This is a genomic window from Microcoleus sp. S13C4 (assembly GCF_036700865.1).
Taxonomy (GTDB): domain Bacteria; phylum Cyanobacteriota; class Cyanobacteriia; order Cyanobacteriales; family Microcoleaceae; genus Microcoleus.
In genome coordinates, this window is sequence record NZ_JAUBPS010000023.1 from 74,865 (window position 1) to 92,742 (window position 17,878).

The window sequence follows — 17,878 nt, forward strand, 5'->3', positions numbered from 1 at the left end:
CCCCCCTAACCCCCCTATTAAGGCCGGGACAAGAGTGTTCTCAAAGTCTCCCTTCTTAAGGGGGATTTAGGGGGCTCTAGACTCGACTAAAAGGGACATTTATTAGGGGTTTTACGTTAAGTTGTCAGAAATGGGCAGAGTCTGGAAAGGAGTTTTCCTTCTTCCTTCTTCCCTCTTCCCTCTTCCTTCTTCCCTCTTCCTTCTTCTTACAGCGACAAAAGCTTACCAATCGTGCGATTTTCCGGGCGGAAAGTTGCCTGAGAGACACGCTGAATGTCAGCGGGAGTAATAGCCGCGATCGCATCCAATTCCTTGAACAAATTTCGCCACGAACCAGTTTTCACTTGATAGTCCACCAGGGAAAATGCCATGCCCATATTAGAATTGAGCGATCTCAATAAATCGGCTCTCGCCTGAGTTTTCACTCGCTCCAATTCCAAAGCAGAAACCGGCTCAGTTTTTAGGCGCTCGATTTCCTTGCTCAAAGCTGCAGCTACTTCATCAACCGTGTGGTCTGGAGCAGTTTGAGCGTAAAATAACATCAAATTCGGATACTTGTCCCCTGGATAACCGCTGGAACCTTTAGCCACCAGCGCCAATTGCTGCTGTTCTACCAAAGATTTGTAAAGCCGAGAAGTGCGGCCATCGCTGAGCAAAGAACCAATCATTTCATAAATCGCATTGTCGGGATGATTCATCGCCGGCCGGTGATATCCTTCCAAATACCAAGGTTGAGTTTTTAATTTCAGCGTAACTTCCTGAGTTTGCGTTTGGGGAGGTTCGACAATCTGCAATTCTGGAGGCGCTGGTTTCGCCTTGTAACGTCCGAAATAAATTTGAGCCAGTCGCTTCACCTCCGAAGCTTTCACGTCTCCTACCACCGCAACAGTCAGTTTGCTGGGGACGTAGTGAGTCTCGAAAAACTTCTGCACGTCGCTGCGGCGGAGGTTTTGAATGTCTTCAGTAGAGCCAATTACAGGACGGCGGTAGGGATGAGCAGAGAAAGCTTTGTTGGCAAAAACTTCAACCATTTGTCCGATCGGAGAATTCTCGGTTCGCAGCCTGCGCTCTTCTAAAATTACCTGTTTTTCTTTGTAAAATTCCCGAAATACTGGTTCTAGAAATCGCTCGGATTCCAGCGACATCCACAGTTCTAACTTATTAGCTGGAAGGCTGTAAAAATACATTGTGGCGTCGGTAGAAGTCTGGGCATTTAGTCCGACTCCGCCTGCTTGTTCGACTATTTTGCCGAGTTCGTTGCGCTTGACAAATTGCGAAGCTTCGGCTTCAATTTTGTCAAATTCTGCTTTTAATTTGGCGACTTCTTCAGTTTTGCCGCTGGCCTTGGCTGCTTGCATTTGCTCGAAGAGTTGGTCTTGTTTTTCTAGCAGCGGCTTTTCGGCTTGGTAGTCGGTAGTGCCGATTTTTGGCGTGCCTTTGAAGGCTAAATGTTCCAGATAGTGAGCGACACCTGTTTGGCCGTCGGGTTCGTTTGCGCCGCCGACATCGGCGTGAATCAAAAACGATGCTACGGGCGCTCTGGGCCTTTCGAGTACGATGAATGTCATGCCGTTGTCGAGCTTAAATTCGCTGACTTGGCTGATTACTCGATCGAGCGACGGTTGAACAGAGACTGCTTCGGAGCCGCTAGCGGGGTTGGAGCGGGCGAGGGCGATTTCGGGAGAAATTCCCCACCACAGCAGTACAGCGGCCAGCAGGGAGGCTATGAATCGAGTGTGGCTCACGGGCGATTCCCTACGGGATAGCTTTGCTTCACGGGGTTTTTGGAACTGCGGGGTCATTCGATTTTAGATTTTAGATTTTAGATTTTGGATTATCAAACAAAAAAATGTTTGTGCTCGGCGGCCAGAGATTCTTTTCTAAGGATAAAGATTTTTGGAGGCATAAGCGATCTGTTGTGCCGCAGATGTTAGGCTGATACAGCAAATCTCAAAAAGGATCTGGGGCGCGGCGAGGAGTTTTAAGTTTGGGATCAAAGCCGCGCACAACTTAAAACTTAACATTATTTAGCCATTCAGTCCCGGTCCCGTAGTTCCAAGTCGCCAATTACCGATTGCAAAGCCATGCGAATTTTTAATCAGTCTCCTCCTTCTGAAACAGAAACTAAGAAGCGGATTTTACAAGCAGCTCAGCGGTTGTTTGCCCGCAGCGGATACGACGGCACGACAACTCGCGATTTAGCAGCGGCTGCGGGGGTGGCAGAGGGTACGCTATTTCGGCATTTTGATAATAAAAAAGCGATTTTGATTCAGGTGGCAACGGAAGGATGGGTGGAGTTACTGACGGATTTGCTGACAGAATTGAGCGAGATGGGCAGTTACAAAGCAGTGGCTCAGGTGATGCGGCGACGGATGCTGAATATCCGCGAGAATAGCGACATGATGCGGGTGTGTTTTTTGGAGGCGCAATTTCACCCGGATTTGCGCGATCGAATTCAGTTGGAAGTCATTGGAAAAATGAGCGATGTTGCTGAAGCTTTTTTTGAAACAGCGATGGAAAAAGGAGTTTATCGGCAGATGAATCCGAAGATTGTCGCTCAGGTATTTTTGGGAATGTTTGCAGTCGCAGGTTTCAGTCAAAATACGATTATGGAGCCGAATGCTTCTCCGCAGCAAATGCAGGAAATGGCTGAAGGACTCGCAGATATTTTTCTGAATGGAGTTTTGCTGAAAGATGAATAATTAGGGCAACAGGAAAAAGTTGTTATGGGCCAAATTTGGCACTATTCTATTCGGCCGCTAACCCAGGAAGACGAGCCTTTTCTGTGGCAAATGCTGTACGAAGCAGCGCACATGGCCGAAGAAGGCGAATCAACGCTGCAAGAGGTTGTCAATCATCCTTTAATTGCGAAATATGTCAAGAATTGGGGACGTGCAAACGATTTGGGCTTCGCAGCAATAGAATTGAACGGGAACCAGCCAGTAGGAGCCGCCTGGCTGCGTTTGTTTACAGAGGATGACAAGGGGTTTGGCTGGGTTGACGATACTATCCCGGAATTGGCGATCGCCGTTCTTCCCGAATATACAAATCAGGGTGTAGGAACGCAGTTGCTGGATCGTTTGTTGTCAGCAGCAAAAGCATCTTATCGATCGGTATCCCTGAGTGTCAGAAGCTCGAATCGAGCCCTGAGTTTGTACGAGCGATCGGGATTTCAAGTAATTGACGGAAGCGAGACAATCAACCGCACAGGAGGGACATCATTCACCATGAAAATTGATTTTGATTAAGTGAATTATTACTCTATAAAATCGTACATTTGTTGCACCCAACTCTCACGATTTTGCTGCCATTCATCCGTCATTACTTCCCAAGTTGTATTGCTTTCAAGTTCCAGCAAGAGACTTGATACTTCTTCAAGCGTCGATGCTATGTGACATTCTTCTACCCAACTTTCCCGGATCATTTTCCAGTAACTTTGTACCGCTTCCCGCTGAAAATTTGCTTCTAATTCAACTAGCAATTTGGCTAGGTGGTTTTCGTCAATTGCTGCTGATACCTCCCTCATCCAACAGTGGCGAGGTTCTTTCCATTCTTCCGTCACTGCGTCCCCGTTTAGGTGGGATTCAAATTCTAACAGTAATTGGTTTAGTTCTACCATATTAAATTTTGTCTTGTTTGCAGTTTGTGCTATTTTTGTACAAATTTTATTGATTTAGACTGTTGGTTTTTTATAATGAGCGATGTGGCTGAGGCGTTTTGGGAAACGGCGATGGAAAAACAAGTTTATCTAAAGATGAATCCGAAGATTGTCGCTCAGGTATTTTTGGGAATGTTTGCAGTCGCGCCCTTTAGTCAAAATACGATTATGGAGCCGAATGCTTGTCGGCAGCAAATGCAGGGAATGGCTGAAGGACTCGCCGATATTTTTCTGAATGGGGTTTTGCTGAAAAATGAAGAATTAGTGATGAGTTATTAGGAAATTTTAGAGCCTGGAAACGCATATCTACAGGCTCTGAATCCTCGAAACTACTCCTTAAACTTGTGCATTTGCTGTACCCATTTCTCGCGATTTTGCTGCCATTCATCAGCCATAGCTTCCGAATTGATATTGGTTTCTAGTTCCAGCAATAAACTTGATACTTCTTGAACAATCGATGCTGCCAGACATTCTTCTACCCAACGGTTCCGACGCTCTCCCCACTGAATATCTACAGATTTACCCTGCAAGTTAGATTCCAATTCAACTAGCAATTCTGATAGATATGTCAGGTTAACTGATGCTGCCACATCGCTCACCCAACTTGACCGACGCTCTTTCCATTCTTTTTTCACTCCTTCCGATTTGAGGTTGCTTTCAAGCTCTAACACTAACTGATTTAGTTCTACCATCTTAAATGTTCGATTTGTTGTAGTTTGCGCTACAATTATAACAAAATTTTCACTAAACAGAGTGTTATTTTTTTTTAAGATTGCGGTCGCAGTGAAACTACAGAATAGATAACTGAATAATGAGCGATGAATTTACTTTAGATATGCTAGACCTTCCCCGCGGCTGGCAGCGCGGGGAAGGTGACTGGACAGGAGTGGCGGCGGCTATGGCTAGAGGAGAAACTGTCGAATTTATTCAAGAAGTTGGTTCTACTTTGTGGCAAAACAGTCTGCCAGAAAAACATTCTTTGTATTGGGAGGGAGAAAATCTATCAACGATCAAAGCTCGAATTTGGATTAGTTTCACGCAGAGAAGATTTTCGCCGGAATCTGTTTTGCCAAAGGTTCAGTGGCATCCGAGAGTGTTGTGGATAGGGATAGGTTGTGAACGCGGAACAGGACGAGAATTAATCGAAACTGCGATTCAAAATGTATGTCGCGCTAATCATTTAGCGGAAAGTGCGATCGCAGGTATTGCTACAATAGACACTAAAGCAGGTGAAGTCGGCTTGTTAGAACTTTGTCAAAAGCGAAACTGGCCGTTAAAAACCTTTGCGGCTGAGATTTTAAGTTCCGTAGAAGTCCCCAATCCTTCAAATATTGCAGCAAAAGCAGTCGGGACGCCCAGCGTAGCAGAAGCTGCCGCACTTTGTGCAGTTAGAGAAGAAAATTCAACCGTAGATGAACGCGAATATACGCAGATATCCATCAATCATCTGCGTCCATCTGCGTTTATCTGCGGTTCAAATCCCCTCTTAGTTCCTAAAAAAATATTTCGCAGCAAAAATCCCCCCCTTTTACAAGGAGGGGTTAGGGCGGGTTCTGCCGTAACAGTAGCGGTTGCAGTTTGCCCGATCGAGTATCTGGGATAATGTATTACTGAGACAAAGTATTGGCATTCACAAATCGACCAATCAACCCAGAAACAAATGACAACACAATCGAACCCAACAAAGCTGGCCAAAAACCGTTAACCGCAAAGCCGATATTGAACGCACCCGCCAACCACGAAGCCAGGGAAAGCGAAATTGCATTAACAACGAATAAAAACAAACCCAAAGTAATAATGGTCAAAGGCAGCGTCAGCAATGTAAGAATCGGTCTGACAACCGCGTTCACCAATCCGATAACAACAGCAGCCAGCATCGCCGCCGGAAAGCTAACCACCGCAATACCTGGTACAATGTTAGCGGTAATGATTAGCGAAACCGCTGCTACTATCCAAGTTAAGAAAAAACTTAGCATATCTTTTTTTCCATCTCCATCACTATTAATTAAGATTGTAACTGTTTAGTCGATCGACCAAAGTTCGGGATACACTACGAAATACCCACCTTGCGAGAATATCAGACTTATGAAACTCCGGCAACTAGCAGCATTCCTTTTGGCGCTAACTATCTTCATCCTGCCGCAGCCAGCCCAGGCTCAATCTAAATATTACGCTCCGCCCTTGTCCTTTAGCAACGCCGAACTGACAAGGCGCGATTTTTCCGGTCAAATGCTGCGCTCCGCTGAGTTTTCTAACGCTAATATGGACTTGACTAATTTTTCTAATGCCGATTTGCGGGGAGCAATTATGAGCGCTTCGGTGATGACTCACGCGAATTTGCACGGAGCAAATTTAACTAATGCAATGATAGATCAAGTTAAATTTACTAATGCCGATTTAAGTGATGCAATTTTAGCGGAAACAATTTTGCTGCGTTCTACCTTTGACGGAGTTGATATCACAGGCGCTGACTTTACCGACGCAATTATGGACGGCTCACAAGTTAAAGAATTGTGCACAAAAGCCAGCGGTATTAATTCTCAAACAGGGATTTCTACTCGTGATTCCTTGGGATGCCGCTGATTTATTTTAAAATTCCATAATTTCAATTTGTGGAACGGGCATCTTGCCGGTTCCTGCCTATAAGCCCACCCCACAAAATTAATACACCAAATAAATTTATTTGTGGAACGGGCCGGAGAGTGCGTTCCTGAAAGCTTAGCTAAAACCAAATTTACTAAGGCTTTGCTTTTTTCTGAGCAGCCGCATAATGCTCACTCATTAACTGATTAACTTCTGGATTGTAAATCCGCAGATAATTCCAGTAATTCTCAAAGACTGATTTCACGTATCCTTTCGTTTCAGGAAACGGAATCTTTTCCGCAAAAGCATCCGGGTCACTAAATTTAAACTTCTTCAACCAATCTGATACTGCATTCGGCCCGGCATTGTAACTCGCCACAGCTAACATCGAGTTATTCTTGTACTCGTCGTGAGTGTGATCCAAATACCACGTACCGAGTTTAACGTTGTCGTCCACATTCTCCAATGAATACTTTTTAAGGCTGATTTGTCCAGCAACCCAAGCTGCTGTTTCCGGCATTACTTGCATTAACCCGGTAGCGCCAACTGATGATTTTATGCCTGGCATAAACCGCGATTCTTGCCGGATTAATGCTGTTACTAATACTGGATTTATTTTGCGTTCTTGCGACCATTTGACAATGGTTTCTAAGTAAGGAAAAGGATAAAGTGCTTGCCAATAAATGGGTTGCTGTCGGAGTTCGAGGTATTGGGTTCTATCATCTGGTTTATCGCGCTGCCGCAAACTACCAACCATCCACAAACCGTCTAAATTGTCTCCGACTCCAATTCGCATTAAACCGTCGGTAAACTGTTCGGCAATACTTGGTTCTACGCGGTCGATAAATTCTACTTGCCACAGCGTCCAAGCATCTCTATCTTGACCTAATTGATAGAGTTCTTTCAACGCAGGAGAACCGGCGGTTGGCTCGGGGCGCTGGGGCGGCCGCACTACATTGGGAGACAAATTTCGGACTGTGGTAAAGTCGCCTACGGGCCAGCCGAGAACTACAGCCGATCGCCAGGCAAAATATGATTCTGGATAGCGTAAGATAGTGTAGTCAAATGCAGTCTTGGCGTCTTCTTCGCGGCCGAGTTGCTGTGCCCATTTCCCGACCCAAAATGCTGCTTCTGGAGCTTGTTCACTATCGGGATTGTGGGTGGTTAATTCTCTCGCCCACTGCCAAGCTGATTTTAAATCTCCGCCTTTGGCAAACTGCTGGGCGATCGTCCACCGCAATTCGCCAGCTTTATCAGAATTAGTGTATTTTGTCAAGAGCAACTTCCGGGTATCTGAGGCGGATTGACCACTGCGTGCTTTGTCGAGAAGTTGGGATTTATCTAACAAAGCTTCGGGGGCATAATTGGGGAATTTGCTAATAACTCGATCGAGCACAACGATCGCTTCTTTCGGTTCGCTCAGCCGCGATAGCCGAATTAAACCCAAACCAGTATCTTCGGCATCGGGAAACTCGCGCACTAATTCTTGATAGGCAATTCTCGATTCCGGGATTTTTCCGTCGAGCCACAAACCGCGAGCTTTGCGGTAAAGATTTTTGGCGTTGCGGGGAGCTTTCCCGTAAGCAATAGCTCCTTTGCCATAATCTTGTTTTTCCCAATAGCCAAAGGCAATTTCTTCCCAATCTTCCGGTTTTAAAGTGGCGCTGTTTCGTTGCACCAGTTGTTCCAAAATTGTCCCGTAGTCTTTGACATAATGACCGTATTTTGCTACGAGCAGCATCAACTCCGGCTGATTGGGATTTTCTTTTAACTTGCGGAGGGCAATTTCTACGCTGCGGGGATGACCAGGAAATTCAGTAATTGCCTGTTGCCAATATTCTGGTTTTGACTTGCCTAAAACATATAAAGCTTCCGCTGCTACCGGGTCGCTCGGATAGTTTTTGAGCAGTTCCTGCCAAGCTTTTTGGGCTTTGCCTTTGTCGCCACTCAATTGGTAGGCTTCTGCTCTTTTTAGGGCAATCTGAGCAGCTAAAACCGGATATTCTTGCTCTAATTTGTCCAATAACTTTAATGCTTTGGCCGCATTTCCTTGCTGGATTAAATCGCTGGCAAGCAGGTAGCGGGCGCGGCTTTGAGGAGAGATTTCCTGCTGCGGGTTCGTACTTGCAGACTGACTGGTTGCGAGTTCAACTAATTTTGCCGATCGCTCGCTCGGTGACAGCGATACCAGCATCTTAACTTGCGATTCGGAATTCGCTGCATTCTGGGGCTGCTGAGCCTTCTGGACCGAGCCAAAACCCATCCATTTCATCGCAGCAACCAAAGAGCCGATCGCAATAACGCAAACTGAAACGCTGATTAAAACAGAAAATCGGGCCCGGCGTCGTTTTAGCATGGGAAAATTTAAGAGAATAACAATAGATAACCGATCGTTTGTCAAAAGCCATCAGAGGCAGGATGGGTGTTCCACGCCATCACAGGCAGGATACCTCTTTAACGAGAAATAAATGTTAAGAGTGGGGCGCGCCCTTTGGCCCGACCCCAAAACAGATTATTGAAATTGGCGCGAGATCCGATCGCAGGCGGACTTGGCTGATATAGTAGCAGAATTTATTTCGATGTGGAGCGAAGAATTTGTGCGCTCGATCTATTTCCCCGCACCAAGGAAAAACCACAAACCACCAAGTACAAAGTACAATCAAAAATCTAAAATCTAAAGTGTAAATCAAAACATGGAATTTCTAGTCACCGATACGCCCCGCTCTGTTTGGACCGGAGACGCCCTGGCAATTGCTCTATTTGAGGACGGCTTGGAACTCACCGGCGAGCTGGCACAATTAGATGAAAAGCTGGCAGGCACTTTGAAAGAGCTGCTACTGGAAGTAGATTTTAAGGGCAAAGTGGGTACGAGCGCCATCACCCGCGTCGGCGGCAATAATCCCATTCGCAAAATTGCGATCGTCGGTTTGGGCAAAACAGAGGACTTAAAATTAGACACCGTGCGGCAAGCAGCAGGCGTTTGCGCCAAGTTAGCCAAAAAAGAGAAATGCAAAACCCTCGGAATTAGCTTTCCGGTGTGGAAAAACGCCCCGGATGTTACTGCAAGCGCGATCGCCGAAGGCGTTGAACTCTCCTTGAATCAAGACAACCGTTTCAAATCGGAACATGAAGACAAAAGCCCGCAACTCGAACAAATTCATTTGCTCGGTTTTGCCGGTACCGAAAGTGCGATCGCCCGCGCCCGCCAAATCACTGCCGGAGTCATTTTAGCACGGGAATTAGTCGCAGCGCCTGCAAATTTTGTCACCCCGATTACCATGGCAGAAACTGCTCAAAGTCTAGCGGCAGAATGCGGTTTAGAATTAGAAATACTGGAGCGGGAAGACTGCGAAAAACTAGGCATGGGAGCCTTTCTCGGCGTTGCCCTAGCATCTGATTTACCCCCAAAATTCATCCACTTAACTTACAAACCCGAAGGCACACCGCGCCGTAAAATAGCAATTGTGGGCAAAGGATTGACCTTTGATTCCGGCGGTTTGAACATCAAAGGTGCGGGCAGTGGCATTGAAATGATGAAAATAGATATGGGCGGCGCTGCGGCTACTTTGGGAGCGGCAAAGGCGATCGGTCACATCAAACCAGATGTGGAAGTTCACTTTATCAGCGCCGTCACTGAAAACATGATCAGCGGCCGCGCCATGCGCCCTGGAGACATCCTTACAGCTTCCAACGGCAAAACAATTGAAGTCAACAATACCGACGCTGAAGGTCGTTTAACCCTGGCTGATGCTTTGGTATTTGCTGATAAATTGGGACTTGACGCGATTGTCGATTTAGCAACTCTAACCGGGGCCTGCGTAATTGCTTTAGGCGACGATATCGCCGGTTTGTGGAGTCCTCAAGATAGCGTCGCCGCCGAAATAGTTGCCGCCTCAGAATTGGCAGGCGAAAAATTTTGGCGGATGCCGATGGAAGAGAAGTATTTTGAGGGATTGAAAGCATTGCACGCCGACATGAAAAATACTGGTCCACGTCCCGGCGGTTCGATTACGGCGGCGCTATTTTTGAAGCAGTTTGTAAAGGATACTGCTTGGGCGCATTTAGATATTGCCGGCCCGGTTTGGACTGACAAAGAAAATGGCTACAATGGCCCTGGGGCTACGGGTTTTGGAGTTCGGACTTTGGTGCATTGGGCGCTCGGCGGCGCTTAATAGTGGATTTCCAGCCCAAAAATTGAGATTTTCTCTGCCTTAAAAGTCTGCTAGTCCATCTGTGAGCCAGGGGTTAAAAACCCCTGGCTCACTGCTTAAGTAATCTAAAAGAAAATTTAATAGTGATCATTAACAATTTAAATGTTTCTGAAGCAATCAGTAGGCGAACCTATCTATTCCGTCACAGGGAGCAACTTAAGCGTTGCTAGCCGTGAGGCTCACCATTGCTCTTACTTGAGAAAAGCTTCGTTCCCAGGGCCCCACCTCCACAGTTGTGACATTTCCTGAAAAAATAGCTGTTTCATAAAAAATGAAAAAAGTATATAATTATGTAAATATTTCACTAGCCGAAATCAAATAATTAGATTTGATCGGATTTGCATTGGTACAGATAATTTTTTTCTTGAACTTTATGCAAGAACAATTAACAATTTTTTTTTCCACACTTGCTGTATCTTCTAGACTCGCCTGCAACGTGGTGTCGGAGTTGCGACTGTACGCTATTTTTGACTCACTGACGGCACTGGCTTATTGCTCGATCGCTCTTTCTTTAGTTTATTTTTCCCGCCAAGGTTCTCACCGCAAGATTTTCCGGCTGTTTGCGGTTGTTTTTTTTGCCTGGGGCGCTGCTAAATTGACGGAAGTTTGGACGCTTTGGCATTCCATATATTGGCTGTCGGTAATTCTCAAAGCTGCAAGTGCTTTGATTTCTTTGCTTTTAGCCGCAACCGCCCTCGCCCTGATGCCGAAAGCACTTGCAGATTCGGGTTTAAATCACAAAGAAAATCTTCAACAACTGCCGTTAAAAGAGGTAGAAAAAAACCATAACCAGCATGATATCCACAAAGGAGAATTGGCAAAACCATCATTCAAATTTTCCCCTTCAGATACTATTGTCGATCGCACTTTAGCTCTCAATTCGCTTAACGAACAGTTAGAAAAAGAAATTGCCGATCGCCACCGAGTTGAGGAAAGGTTGCAACTGACTCAGTTTGCGATCGACCGATCGGCAGATGCGATATTCTGGATCGGGCCCGACGGTAAATTTTTGTACGTCAACGACGCTGCTTGCTCTTCATTGGGATATTCTACCGCTGAATTGCTCTCGATGACCGTGCACGACATCAATCCAGATTTTCCCCAAACTGCTTGGAGTTTGCACTGGAAAGTCTTAAAACGCTGCGGTTCGGTTAATATTGAAGTTCACCACCTCACTAAGTACGGTCGCATTTTTCCGGTAGAAATTACCATCAACCATTTGGAATTTAACGGCAAAGAATATCAGTGCGCGTTTGCTCGCGACATTAGCGAACGCAAGCGGATTGAGGCAGCTTTGCGAGAAAGGGAAGAAGAATTTAGGTCATTAGTTTCGAGCATTCCCGGTGCGGTTTACCGATGTAGTGATGCTGGCCGAGCGAGCCTAACTTTTATCAGCAGTGGCATAGAAGCTATTTCCGGCTATCCTGCAGCTAACTTTATGCAAAAACCGGTGCAGGCTTTTCCGAGTATAGTTCATCCCGATGACGCTGAGCAGATCGAGACAATTATCGATCGGGCTATTAAGACAAAACAACCTTACATCATCGAATATCGCCTGATGCACTGCGACGGAAATGTGCGGTGGGTTGCAGAGAAAGGTCAAGCCCTTTTCAACGCAGACGGTGAAGTTTTATCCCTCAACGGTGCCATTTTTGACATGACAGAGCGCAAAGCAGCCGAGGATGCTTTGCGACTCTCCGAGGCGATCGCCAACAACAGAGCCCAGCAGCTAGAAATCGCTCTCAAAGAACTTCGAGAAACTCAAGCTCACCTAATTCATACCGAAAAAATGTCCAGTCTCGGTCAAATGGTAGCTGGAGTCGCTCACGAAATTAATAACCCTGTCAGTTTTATCTACGGCAATATTTCCTACGCCAGCCAATATATCCGAGACTTGTTGCAGCTTGTGGAACTTTACCAAAAACACTATCCTCAGCCCGTGGTAGAAATTCAACAATGTATTAACAATATCGATTTAGAATTTCTGAGAGAAGATTTACTAAAAATATTATCTTCGATGAAAATGGGAGCCGATCGCATTCGCGAAATCGTTCTGAGTTTGCGAAACTTCTCGCGTTTAGACGACTCGGTAAAAAAACCTACTAACCTTCACGAAGGCATAGATAATACCCTCTTAATATTGCACAACAAACTCCGAGCCAGAGGCGACTATCCAGAAATAAAAATAATCAAAGATTACGGTCAGCTCCCTTTAATAGAATGTTATGCAGGTCAGCTCAATCAGGTATTTATGAATCTGCTTAGCAACAGTATTGACGCCTTGGAAGATGCTTGCAACCAAAAAAGGCGATCTGCGGCCGGCGGCGACGATTGGAAACCAACTATTAGAATTCGTACAGAAGCCCTGAACGAAAATAGTATTTGCATCCGCATTGCCGATAATGCGATCGGCATGACAGAAGACGTGCGGAGCCGATTGTTTGATCCGTTTTTCACGACTAAACCGATGGGAAAAGGTACTGGTTTAGGGTTAGCCATCAGTTACCGAATTGTCGCGGAAAAACACGCCGGAGCCTTGAGCTGCCGTTCCACAGTAGGAGAAGGTACGGAATTTGCGATCGAGATTCCTTTATGAATGAGTGCGACGGAAGTATCCAGAATTTGGCAGAAGTTATCGATCACTATAAATTGTCAAATGGGCTGTAAAAAAAAATCAATTTTCAAGAAAAATCCAAAAATTGGCTATAAATTACCAAGGTAATAATCAACATGGCAGTGAAATTGTAAATTGTGTACCCCAACCTAAAGTTGAGTTGACTTCGAGCATACCAGAGTGTTTCTCCGCTACAATCTGCCGTGCGATCGCCAAACCCAATCCCGTGCCTTTACCCACACCTTTAGTGGTAAATAAGTGGTCAAAAATATGACCTTTTATCTCATCTGATATCCCTGGCCCGTTGTCAGAAATGCGAATCGTCACCCACTCCTGAGACTGTCTTTCGGTGCGAATCGTGATGCAATTGGCTGCGGCTTTAATCTTCTCTAAACTCCGTTCCCGATTTGATTCTTCCAGTGCATCAATGGCATTGACCAATATATTCATAAACACCTGATTTAATTGTCCGGGGAAGCAATCAACTGAGGGCAAGTTCCCGTACTCTTTCACAACTTCAATCGCTGGACGCTGTTCGTTCGCTTTCAATCTGTGTTTGAGAATCAAAATCGTACTATTAATTCCGTCATGAATATTGAAAGGAACTTTGTAATCTTTGTCGGCTCGGGAGAAGGTACGAAGACTGGTGCTGATACCTTGAATGCGATCGCACCCGATTTGCATCGAATTCAACATTTTGGGTAAATCTTCTAAAAGATATTCGATATCGCTCTCTTCAGCTTTTTCTTCAATCTCCTCACCCGGACTGGGAAATTTTTCTTGATAGAGTTGCAAGTATTCTGTAATATCTTTGACAGCAGCGATCGCTTCATGAATATTGCCAGAAATAAATCCGACTGGATTATTAATTTCATGGGCAACCCCGGCCACTAAGTTCCCCAACGCCGACATTTTTTCGCTTTGCACTAATTGCAGTTGAGATTGTTCCACCTGGTGGGCGTAATCCTGCGCTTGTTGATACAATCGCGCATTTTCTAAGGAAATGGCAGCCTGAGTACAGAGGAAGTTAAGGACGAGGAGACGATCGCGAGTAAACACTCCTTTTGTCGATCGATGTTCGAGATAAAGTATCCCAACTAAGTTCCCGCGATCGAGAATCGGAGTACATAGCATACTCTCAGAGTGATACTGGAGCGTACAGTCGTTCATTAAACCCGGAATCTCGGTTTGGCCACCTTCCATAACCACAGTTTGCAGGGTATGTTTGACATAATAAACCAGCTTGAGCGGAATCACCGCCGAGCCATCTAGAGGTTGGGTTTGCAGCAGGGTTGTGGGTAACTCGTTATCTGGATTGAGGTGCGTTATTGCTCGGATTTGCCATTCATCCTGATGGGGGAGTAGCAAAGCACAAGTTTCTGCCCCTGAAGTTTTCAAAATAATTTGATTGAGGGTATCGAGCAATTCATCAAGCTGAATTTTACTGGATAAAGCTTGAGCAGCTTGCACAATAGATGCGAAATCAAGGGCATCGGAAATACTGGTGCTGCTATTACTGGAAGTCTGTGAAGAGTGGCTAATCGTTGCCAGCGTCTCTAGAGGATTAAAGCGGAGTTTGGGCTGATTCAGGATGGGCGCAAGTAATTGGGGATAGCGTTGTTCTAAGTCTTCTATTTTGGCTTTAGCTCCCCAACGGGCATAACAGTAGTACGCTTCCTGCATATAGCTGGCGGCAACTTTTTCTTTGCCCCAGTCCAGGTAGAACTTGGCAGCTAATTCGTTGGCGATTGCTTCTTCTTGGAGGTATGCGTTTTCTTTTGCTCCTTTAATCGCCAGGTCATAGAATTCGATGGCTTCTGTTTTTTGGTTGAAAACCCGATGTTTTTCAGCTTCCACTAAACGATATTTATGCTCGTAGTTCATCGGAGCGTGCTGCATCCAAAGCTGCATTTTTTCCTGATTGGCATCAACCTGACTTAGGTAATGCGATCGCTCTTGGGAACTGACGTTGGGATAGTTCGCCAGCAGTGCCAGCGATTGGTACAAGTGCAAGGTGACAAAATATTCAGCGCCAGCGCCAGCGCTGGAGTAATTGGCTGCGTTAGCTGCACTCTGAACTGCTAGAGCCGACTCTTCCAACAAATAGAACACAAACGTCTTTGCTAAATAGCCGATCAACAAGGCGTAGTAGTTGTTCTCAGCATGGAGGCGGGGCAACATGACGGATTCATCAAAACTCTCACCAATCAACTCGAGTGGATTGGCTGCTTTTCCCAATAGATTTAACAACAGTTGATGCCAGATCTGAGACAAACAGATGGAGTGTTCTTGTTTCAACTTCAACAACAATTCGTGGTATTTTACCTGTTCTTGTTCAACGGTTTCCAAGTGTTCTCCTACCAAGAATTTGTAGAAGCAGTAGTTGATGGCACAGTAGCCAGCATATTCGTTGTTTCCGCTTTCCAGACCGCTCTGCACGCCCTCAGCGAGGGGAGATAAGCTTTCTCTTACAGGTTCCTTCCAGTGGTGAACGAAGGTGTAGAACATATTGTAAATGACGGCTTTGTGCGTTCTCGCATCCAACTGTTTGAGCATTTGTAGCCCAAGTCGCCCTGCTTGATATCCAAGATTTATATTGCCAAGCCCGCCACACAGGAGGGTCCCGTACCAGACATAGGCACTTGATGCGACCGGAGAGTAACCGTATTTGACACATAGTTTCACTTGTGTCAGGACTACTGGCAGCAGAATTTGCGGTCTACCTGCGAAAATGGAAGCTAAACTGGCTTGAAGAATCCGCATGGCTGCCAGTTGGGCCGGGTCGGTCATAATGGGGTAGTCTTCCAGCCGTTCTAGAGCGGGCAATTCCACTAAAAATTCCTGCTCGCTGAGGTTGACGGGGTAGCCTAGTAGTTCCAATGCTTGCAATCCCATGTCAGTAGCATCGTTAAATTGGTATTGGGCTACATGAACTTGCATCTTGATCTCGTAAGCGGGGATGCGATCAATTAATGTTTTTCCGTGTTGAAACACCATTTCAACTAAGGTATTGGCGGCAACGAAATTGGTGTTGAGATATTCTGCCTCTGCCACTTCCACAACGATTTCTAAAGTCAAATCGTACTGAGTTTGCCAGCTCTGGCTCGATAGCAAATCCATCGCCGTACTCAGGTATTTCACGGCTGCGGCATAAGCTGTGGATGCTTTTGCTTTGCTTCCTGCCATCAAGTTCAACCGCGCTAGTTCTTCGAGTTCCGCTGGTTGAGAAATTAACTCCAATCCTATATTCAATTGGTTGACAATGGCAAAAATCTGCTCTTCCCGTTCTTGAATCGGAGTATTTTTGAGCAACAATTGCCCGATTTTCAGGTGAGTTGCCTGTTTTTGGTCAGCAGCAATTAAAGAATAAGCAGCTTGCTGGACGCGATCGTGCAAAAAACGATAGGCAACCGTTTGAGTAGTAGCTCGATCGATATTGTCTTCTTCCCCTACATAAAATTTATAAATCTCACTCTGAGGCAAAACCAAACCTTCTTGTAAAGTTTTCCATAAAGCCGTTGCCGTTTCAGTCTCCGATATTTGGGAAACAATTGCTAATGTTGTCAGATCAAACTGATTGCCAATGCAAGCGGCTAATTTTAAAACCTCCTGAGTTTCCACGGGTAATTTCTGTAACTGCTGCGCCATGAATTCCACCACATCATCCGTGAGGGCTGCTTCTGTAATTTGGCTGATATCGCACTGCCAATAGCCTGCTTTGATATCGAAAATAATCAATTTATCTTGATGCAAGGCCTTGAGAAACTGCGTCGCAAAAAATGGGTTGCCTTTTGTCTTCTGATACACCAATTCCGTCAGCGGTTCTGCTAATTTAGGAGAACAAGTCAGCGTATCTGCTACTAATTGATTCAAACTGGTTCGAGCCAGAGGTGCAAGTGTGATGGTATTGACCGTTGCCCCTGTTTTAGTGACTTCATCTAGGGTCAACATCAAGGGATGGGCAGCGGAAACTTCATTGTCTCGATAGGCTCCAATTAGTAGCAGGTGACTGGACTGGAATTCACCTATGAGCAACTGCATCAATTTTAAAGATGCCGAATCCGCCCATTGTAAGTCATCCAGAAACATCACTAAGGGATGCTCTTTTGTGGTAAAGACAGATATAAATTTTTGGAATAGTAAATTGAAGAGATTTTGAGCAGCTATCCCTGATAATTCTTGGGCTGCGGGTTGTTGTCCGATAATCCGTTCTAGTTCGGGAATTACTTCGATAATGACTTGACCGTTGTCACCGAGTGCTGCTAAAATTTTTGTTTTCCATGCTTGGAGTTGGAGATCGCTTTCACTGAGCAATTGTGTCATTAAATCGCGAAAGGCTTGCACAAATGCCGAAAAGGGAATATTGCGATTGAACTGGTCAAATTTACCTTTACTGAAATAGCCATGCTTTCGGACAATGGGTTTGTGAACTTCATTGACCACAACGGTTTTTCCGATGCCAGAAAAGCCTGCAACGAGCATCATTTCGCTGTTCCCTTGTGCTACTCGTTCAAAGGCTGCTAAAAGTTGCTGTATTTCTCCTTCTCGTCCATAAAGCTTTTCAGGAATCAGGAAGCGATCGCATATATCCCGCGTTCCTAACTCAAAAGTTTCAATCTTTCCAGTTTCTTGGCACTGCTGCAAACACTTTTCTAAGTCATGCTTCAATCCCAAGGAACTTTGATAGCGTTTTTCGGCATTTTTTGCCATCAGCTTCATGACAATCTCCGACACTACCTGCGGGATTTCTTTGCTGTTTATTGCAGGAGGTTGTTTGGCAATATGGCAGTGAATCAACTCCATGGGGTCGTC

The 17,878-nt window shown here is 45.5% G+C and carries 12 protein-coding genes and 1 pseudogene; 7 read left to right on the forward strand and 6 right to left on the reverse strand.

The genetic code is table 11. From position 1 onward, the window contains the following. Positions 1-206: 206 nt before the first annotated feature. The gene (locus QT996_RS12375; protein ID WP_333046833.1) at positions 207-1,802 is read right to left on the reverse strand and encodes a pitrilysin family protein; all 1,596 of its coding nucleotides are present in this window, start codon (positions 1,800-1,802) and stop codon (positions 207-209) included. Positions 1,803-2,084: 282 nt separating this feature from the next. Here QT996_RS12375 and QT996_RS12380 point away from each other — a divergent pair, with 282 nt between their 5' ends. Then, positions 2,085-2,702 carry a helix-turn-helix domain-containing protein gene (locus QT996_RS12380; RefSeq protein ID WP_333046834.1) on the forward strand — a complete coding sequence of 206 codons (618 nt, stop codon included), beginning with the start codon at positions 2,085-2,087 and terminating at the stop codon, positions 2,700-2,702. A 24-nt stretch (positions 2,703-2,726) separates the two neighbouring features. Beyond that, positions 2,727-3,248: a GNAT family N-acetyltransferase gene (locus tag QT996_RS12385; protein WP_333046835.1), complete on the forward strand. Its 522-nt coding sequence runs from the start codon at positions 2,727-2,729 to the stop codon at positions 3,246-3,248. Between the two features lie 8 nt (positions 3,249-3,256). Here the strand turns inward: QT996_RS12385 and QT996_RS12390 are convergent, their stop codons facing one another. Next, complete coding sequence (locus QT996_RS12390; RefSeq protein ID WP_333046836.1) at positions 3,257-3,619, reverse strand: hypothetical protein; 363 nt, start codon at positions 3,617-3,619, stop codon at positions 3,257-3,259. A gap of 75 nt (positions 3,620-3,694) precedes the next feature. Between QT996_RS12390 and QT996_RS12395 the strand changes: the two are divergent. After that, a pseudogene (locus QT996_RS12395) lies at positions 3,695-3,937 on the forward strand (TetR/AcrR family transcriptional regulator); the annotation flags it as partial. A 50-nt stretch (positions 3,938-3,987) separates the two neighbouring features. Here QT996_RS12395 and QT996_RS12400 read toward each other — a convergent pair. Further along, positions 3,988-4,350 (reverse strand): hypothetical protein, encoded by a 363-nt coding sequence (locus QT996_RS12400; RefSeq protein WP_333046838.1) that lies wholly within the window; start codon positions 4,348-4,350, stop codon positions 3,988-3,990. Between the two features lie 119 nt (positions 4,351-4,469). On the opposite strand from QT996_RS12400, the gene QT996_RS12405 reads away from it, so the two are divergent. Beyond that, entirely contained in the window at positions 4,470-5,261 is a 792-nt protein-coding gene (locus QT996_RS12405) for a cobalamin biosynthesis protein (protein ID WP_333046839.1), read from the forward strand. Between the two features lie 4 nt (positions 5,262-5,265). Here the strand turns inward: QT996_RS12405 and QT996_RS12410 are convergent, their stop codons facing one another. Further along, positions 5,266-5,634, reverse strand: a complete 369-nt coding sequence (locus tag QT996_RS12410; RefSeq protein WP_333046840.1) for a phage holin family protein — start codon at positions 5,632-5,634, stop codon at positions 5,266-5,268. A gap of 109 nt (positions 5,635-5,743) precedes the next feature. Between QT996_RS12410 and QT996_RS12415 the strand changes: the two genes are divergently transcribed. Further along, on the forward strand, positions 5,744-6,241 hold the full coding sequence (locus QT996_RS12415) for a pentapeptide repeat-containing protein (protein ID WP_333046841.1): 498 nt from the start codon (positions 5,744-5,746) through the stop codon (positions 6,239-6,241). Between the two features lie 154 nt (positions 6,242-6,395). Here the strand turns inward: QT996_RS12415 and QT996_RS12420 are convergent, their stop codons facing one another. Further along, a complete protein-coding gene (locus QT996_RS12420) occupies positions 6,396-8,597 on the reverse strand; it encodes a transglycosylase SLT domain-containing protein (protein ID WP_333046842.1) in 2,202 nt (733 codons plus the stop codon). 337 nt (positions 8,598-8,934) lie between these two features. Between QT996_RS12420 and QT996_RS12425 the strand changes: the two genes are divergently transcribed. Together QT996_RS12425 and QT996_RS12430 are read left to right on the forward strand one after the other, a co-directional pair. Continuing rightward, positions 8,935-10,413, forward strand: a complete 1,479-nt coding sequence (locus tag QT996_RS12425; protein ID WP_333046843.1) for a leucyl aminopeptidase — start codon at positions 8,935-8,937, stop codon at positions 10,411-10,413. A 412-nt stretch (positions 10,414-10,825) separates the two neighbouring features. Next, positions 10,826-13,048, forward strand: coding sequence for a PAS domain S-box protein (locus QT996_RS12430; RefSeq protein WP_333046844.1), 2,223 nt, complete (start codon positions 10,826-10,828; stop codon positions 13,046-13,048). Between the two features lie 129 nt (positions 13,049-13,177). Here QT996_RS12430 and QT996_RS12435 read toward each other — a convergent pair. Next, positions 13,178-17,878, reverse strand: a 4,701-nt coding sequence (locus QT996_RS12435) for a trifunctional serine/threonine-protein kinase/ATP-binding protein/sensor histidine kinase (RefSeq protein WP_445304562.1), incomplete at its 5' end; no start/stop codon positions are given.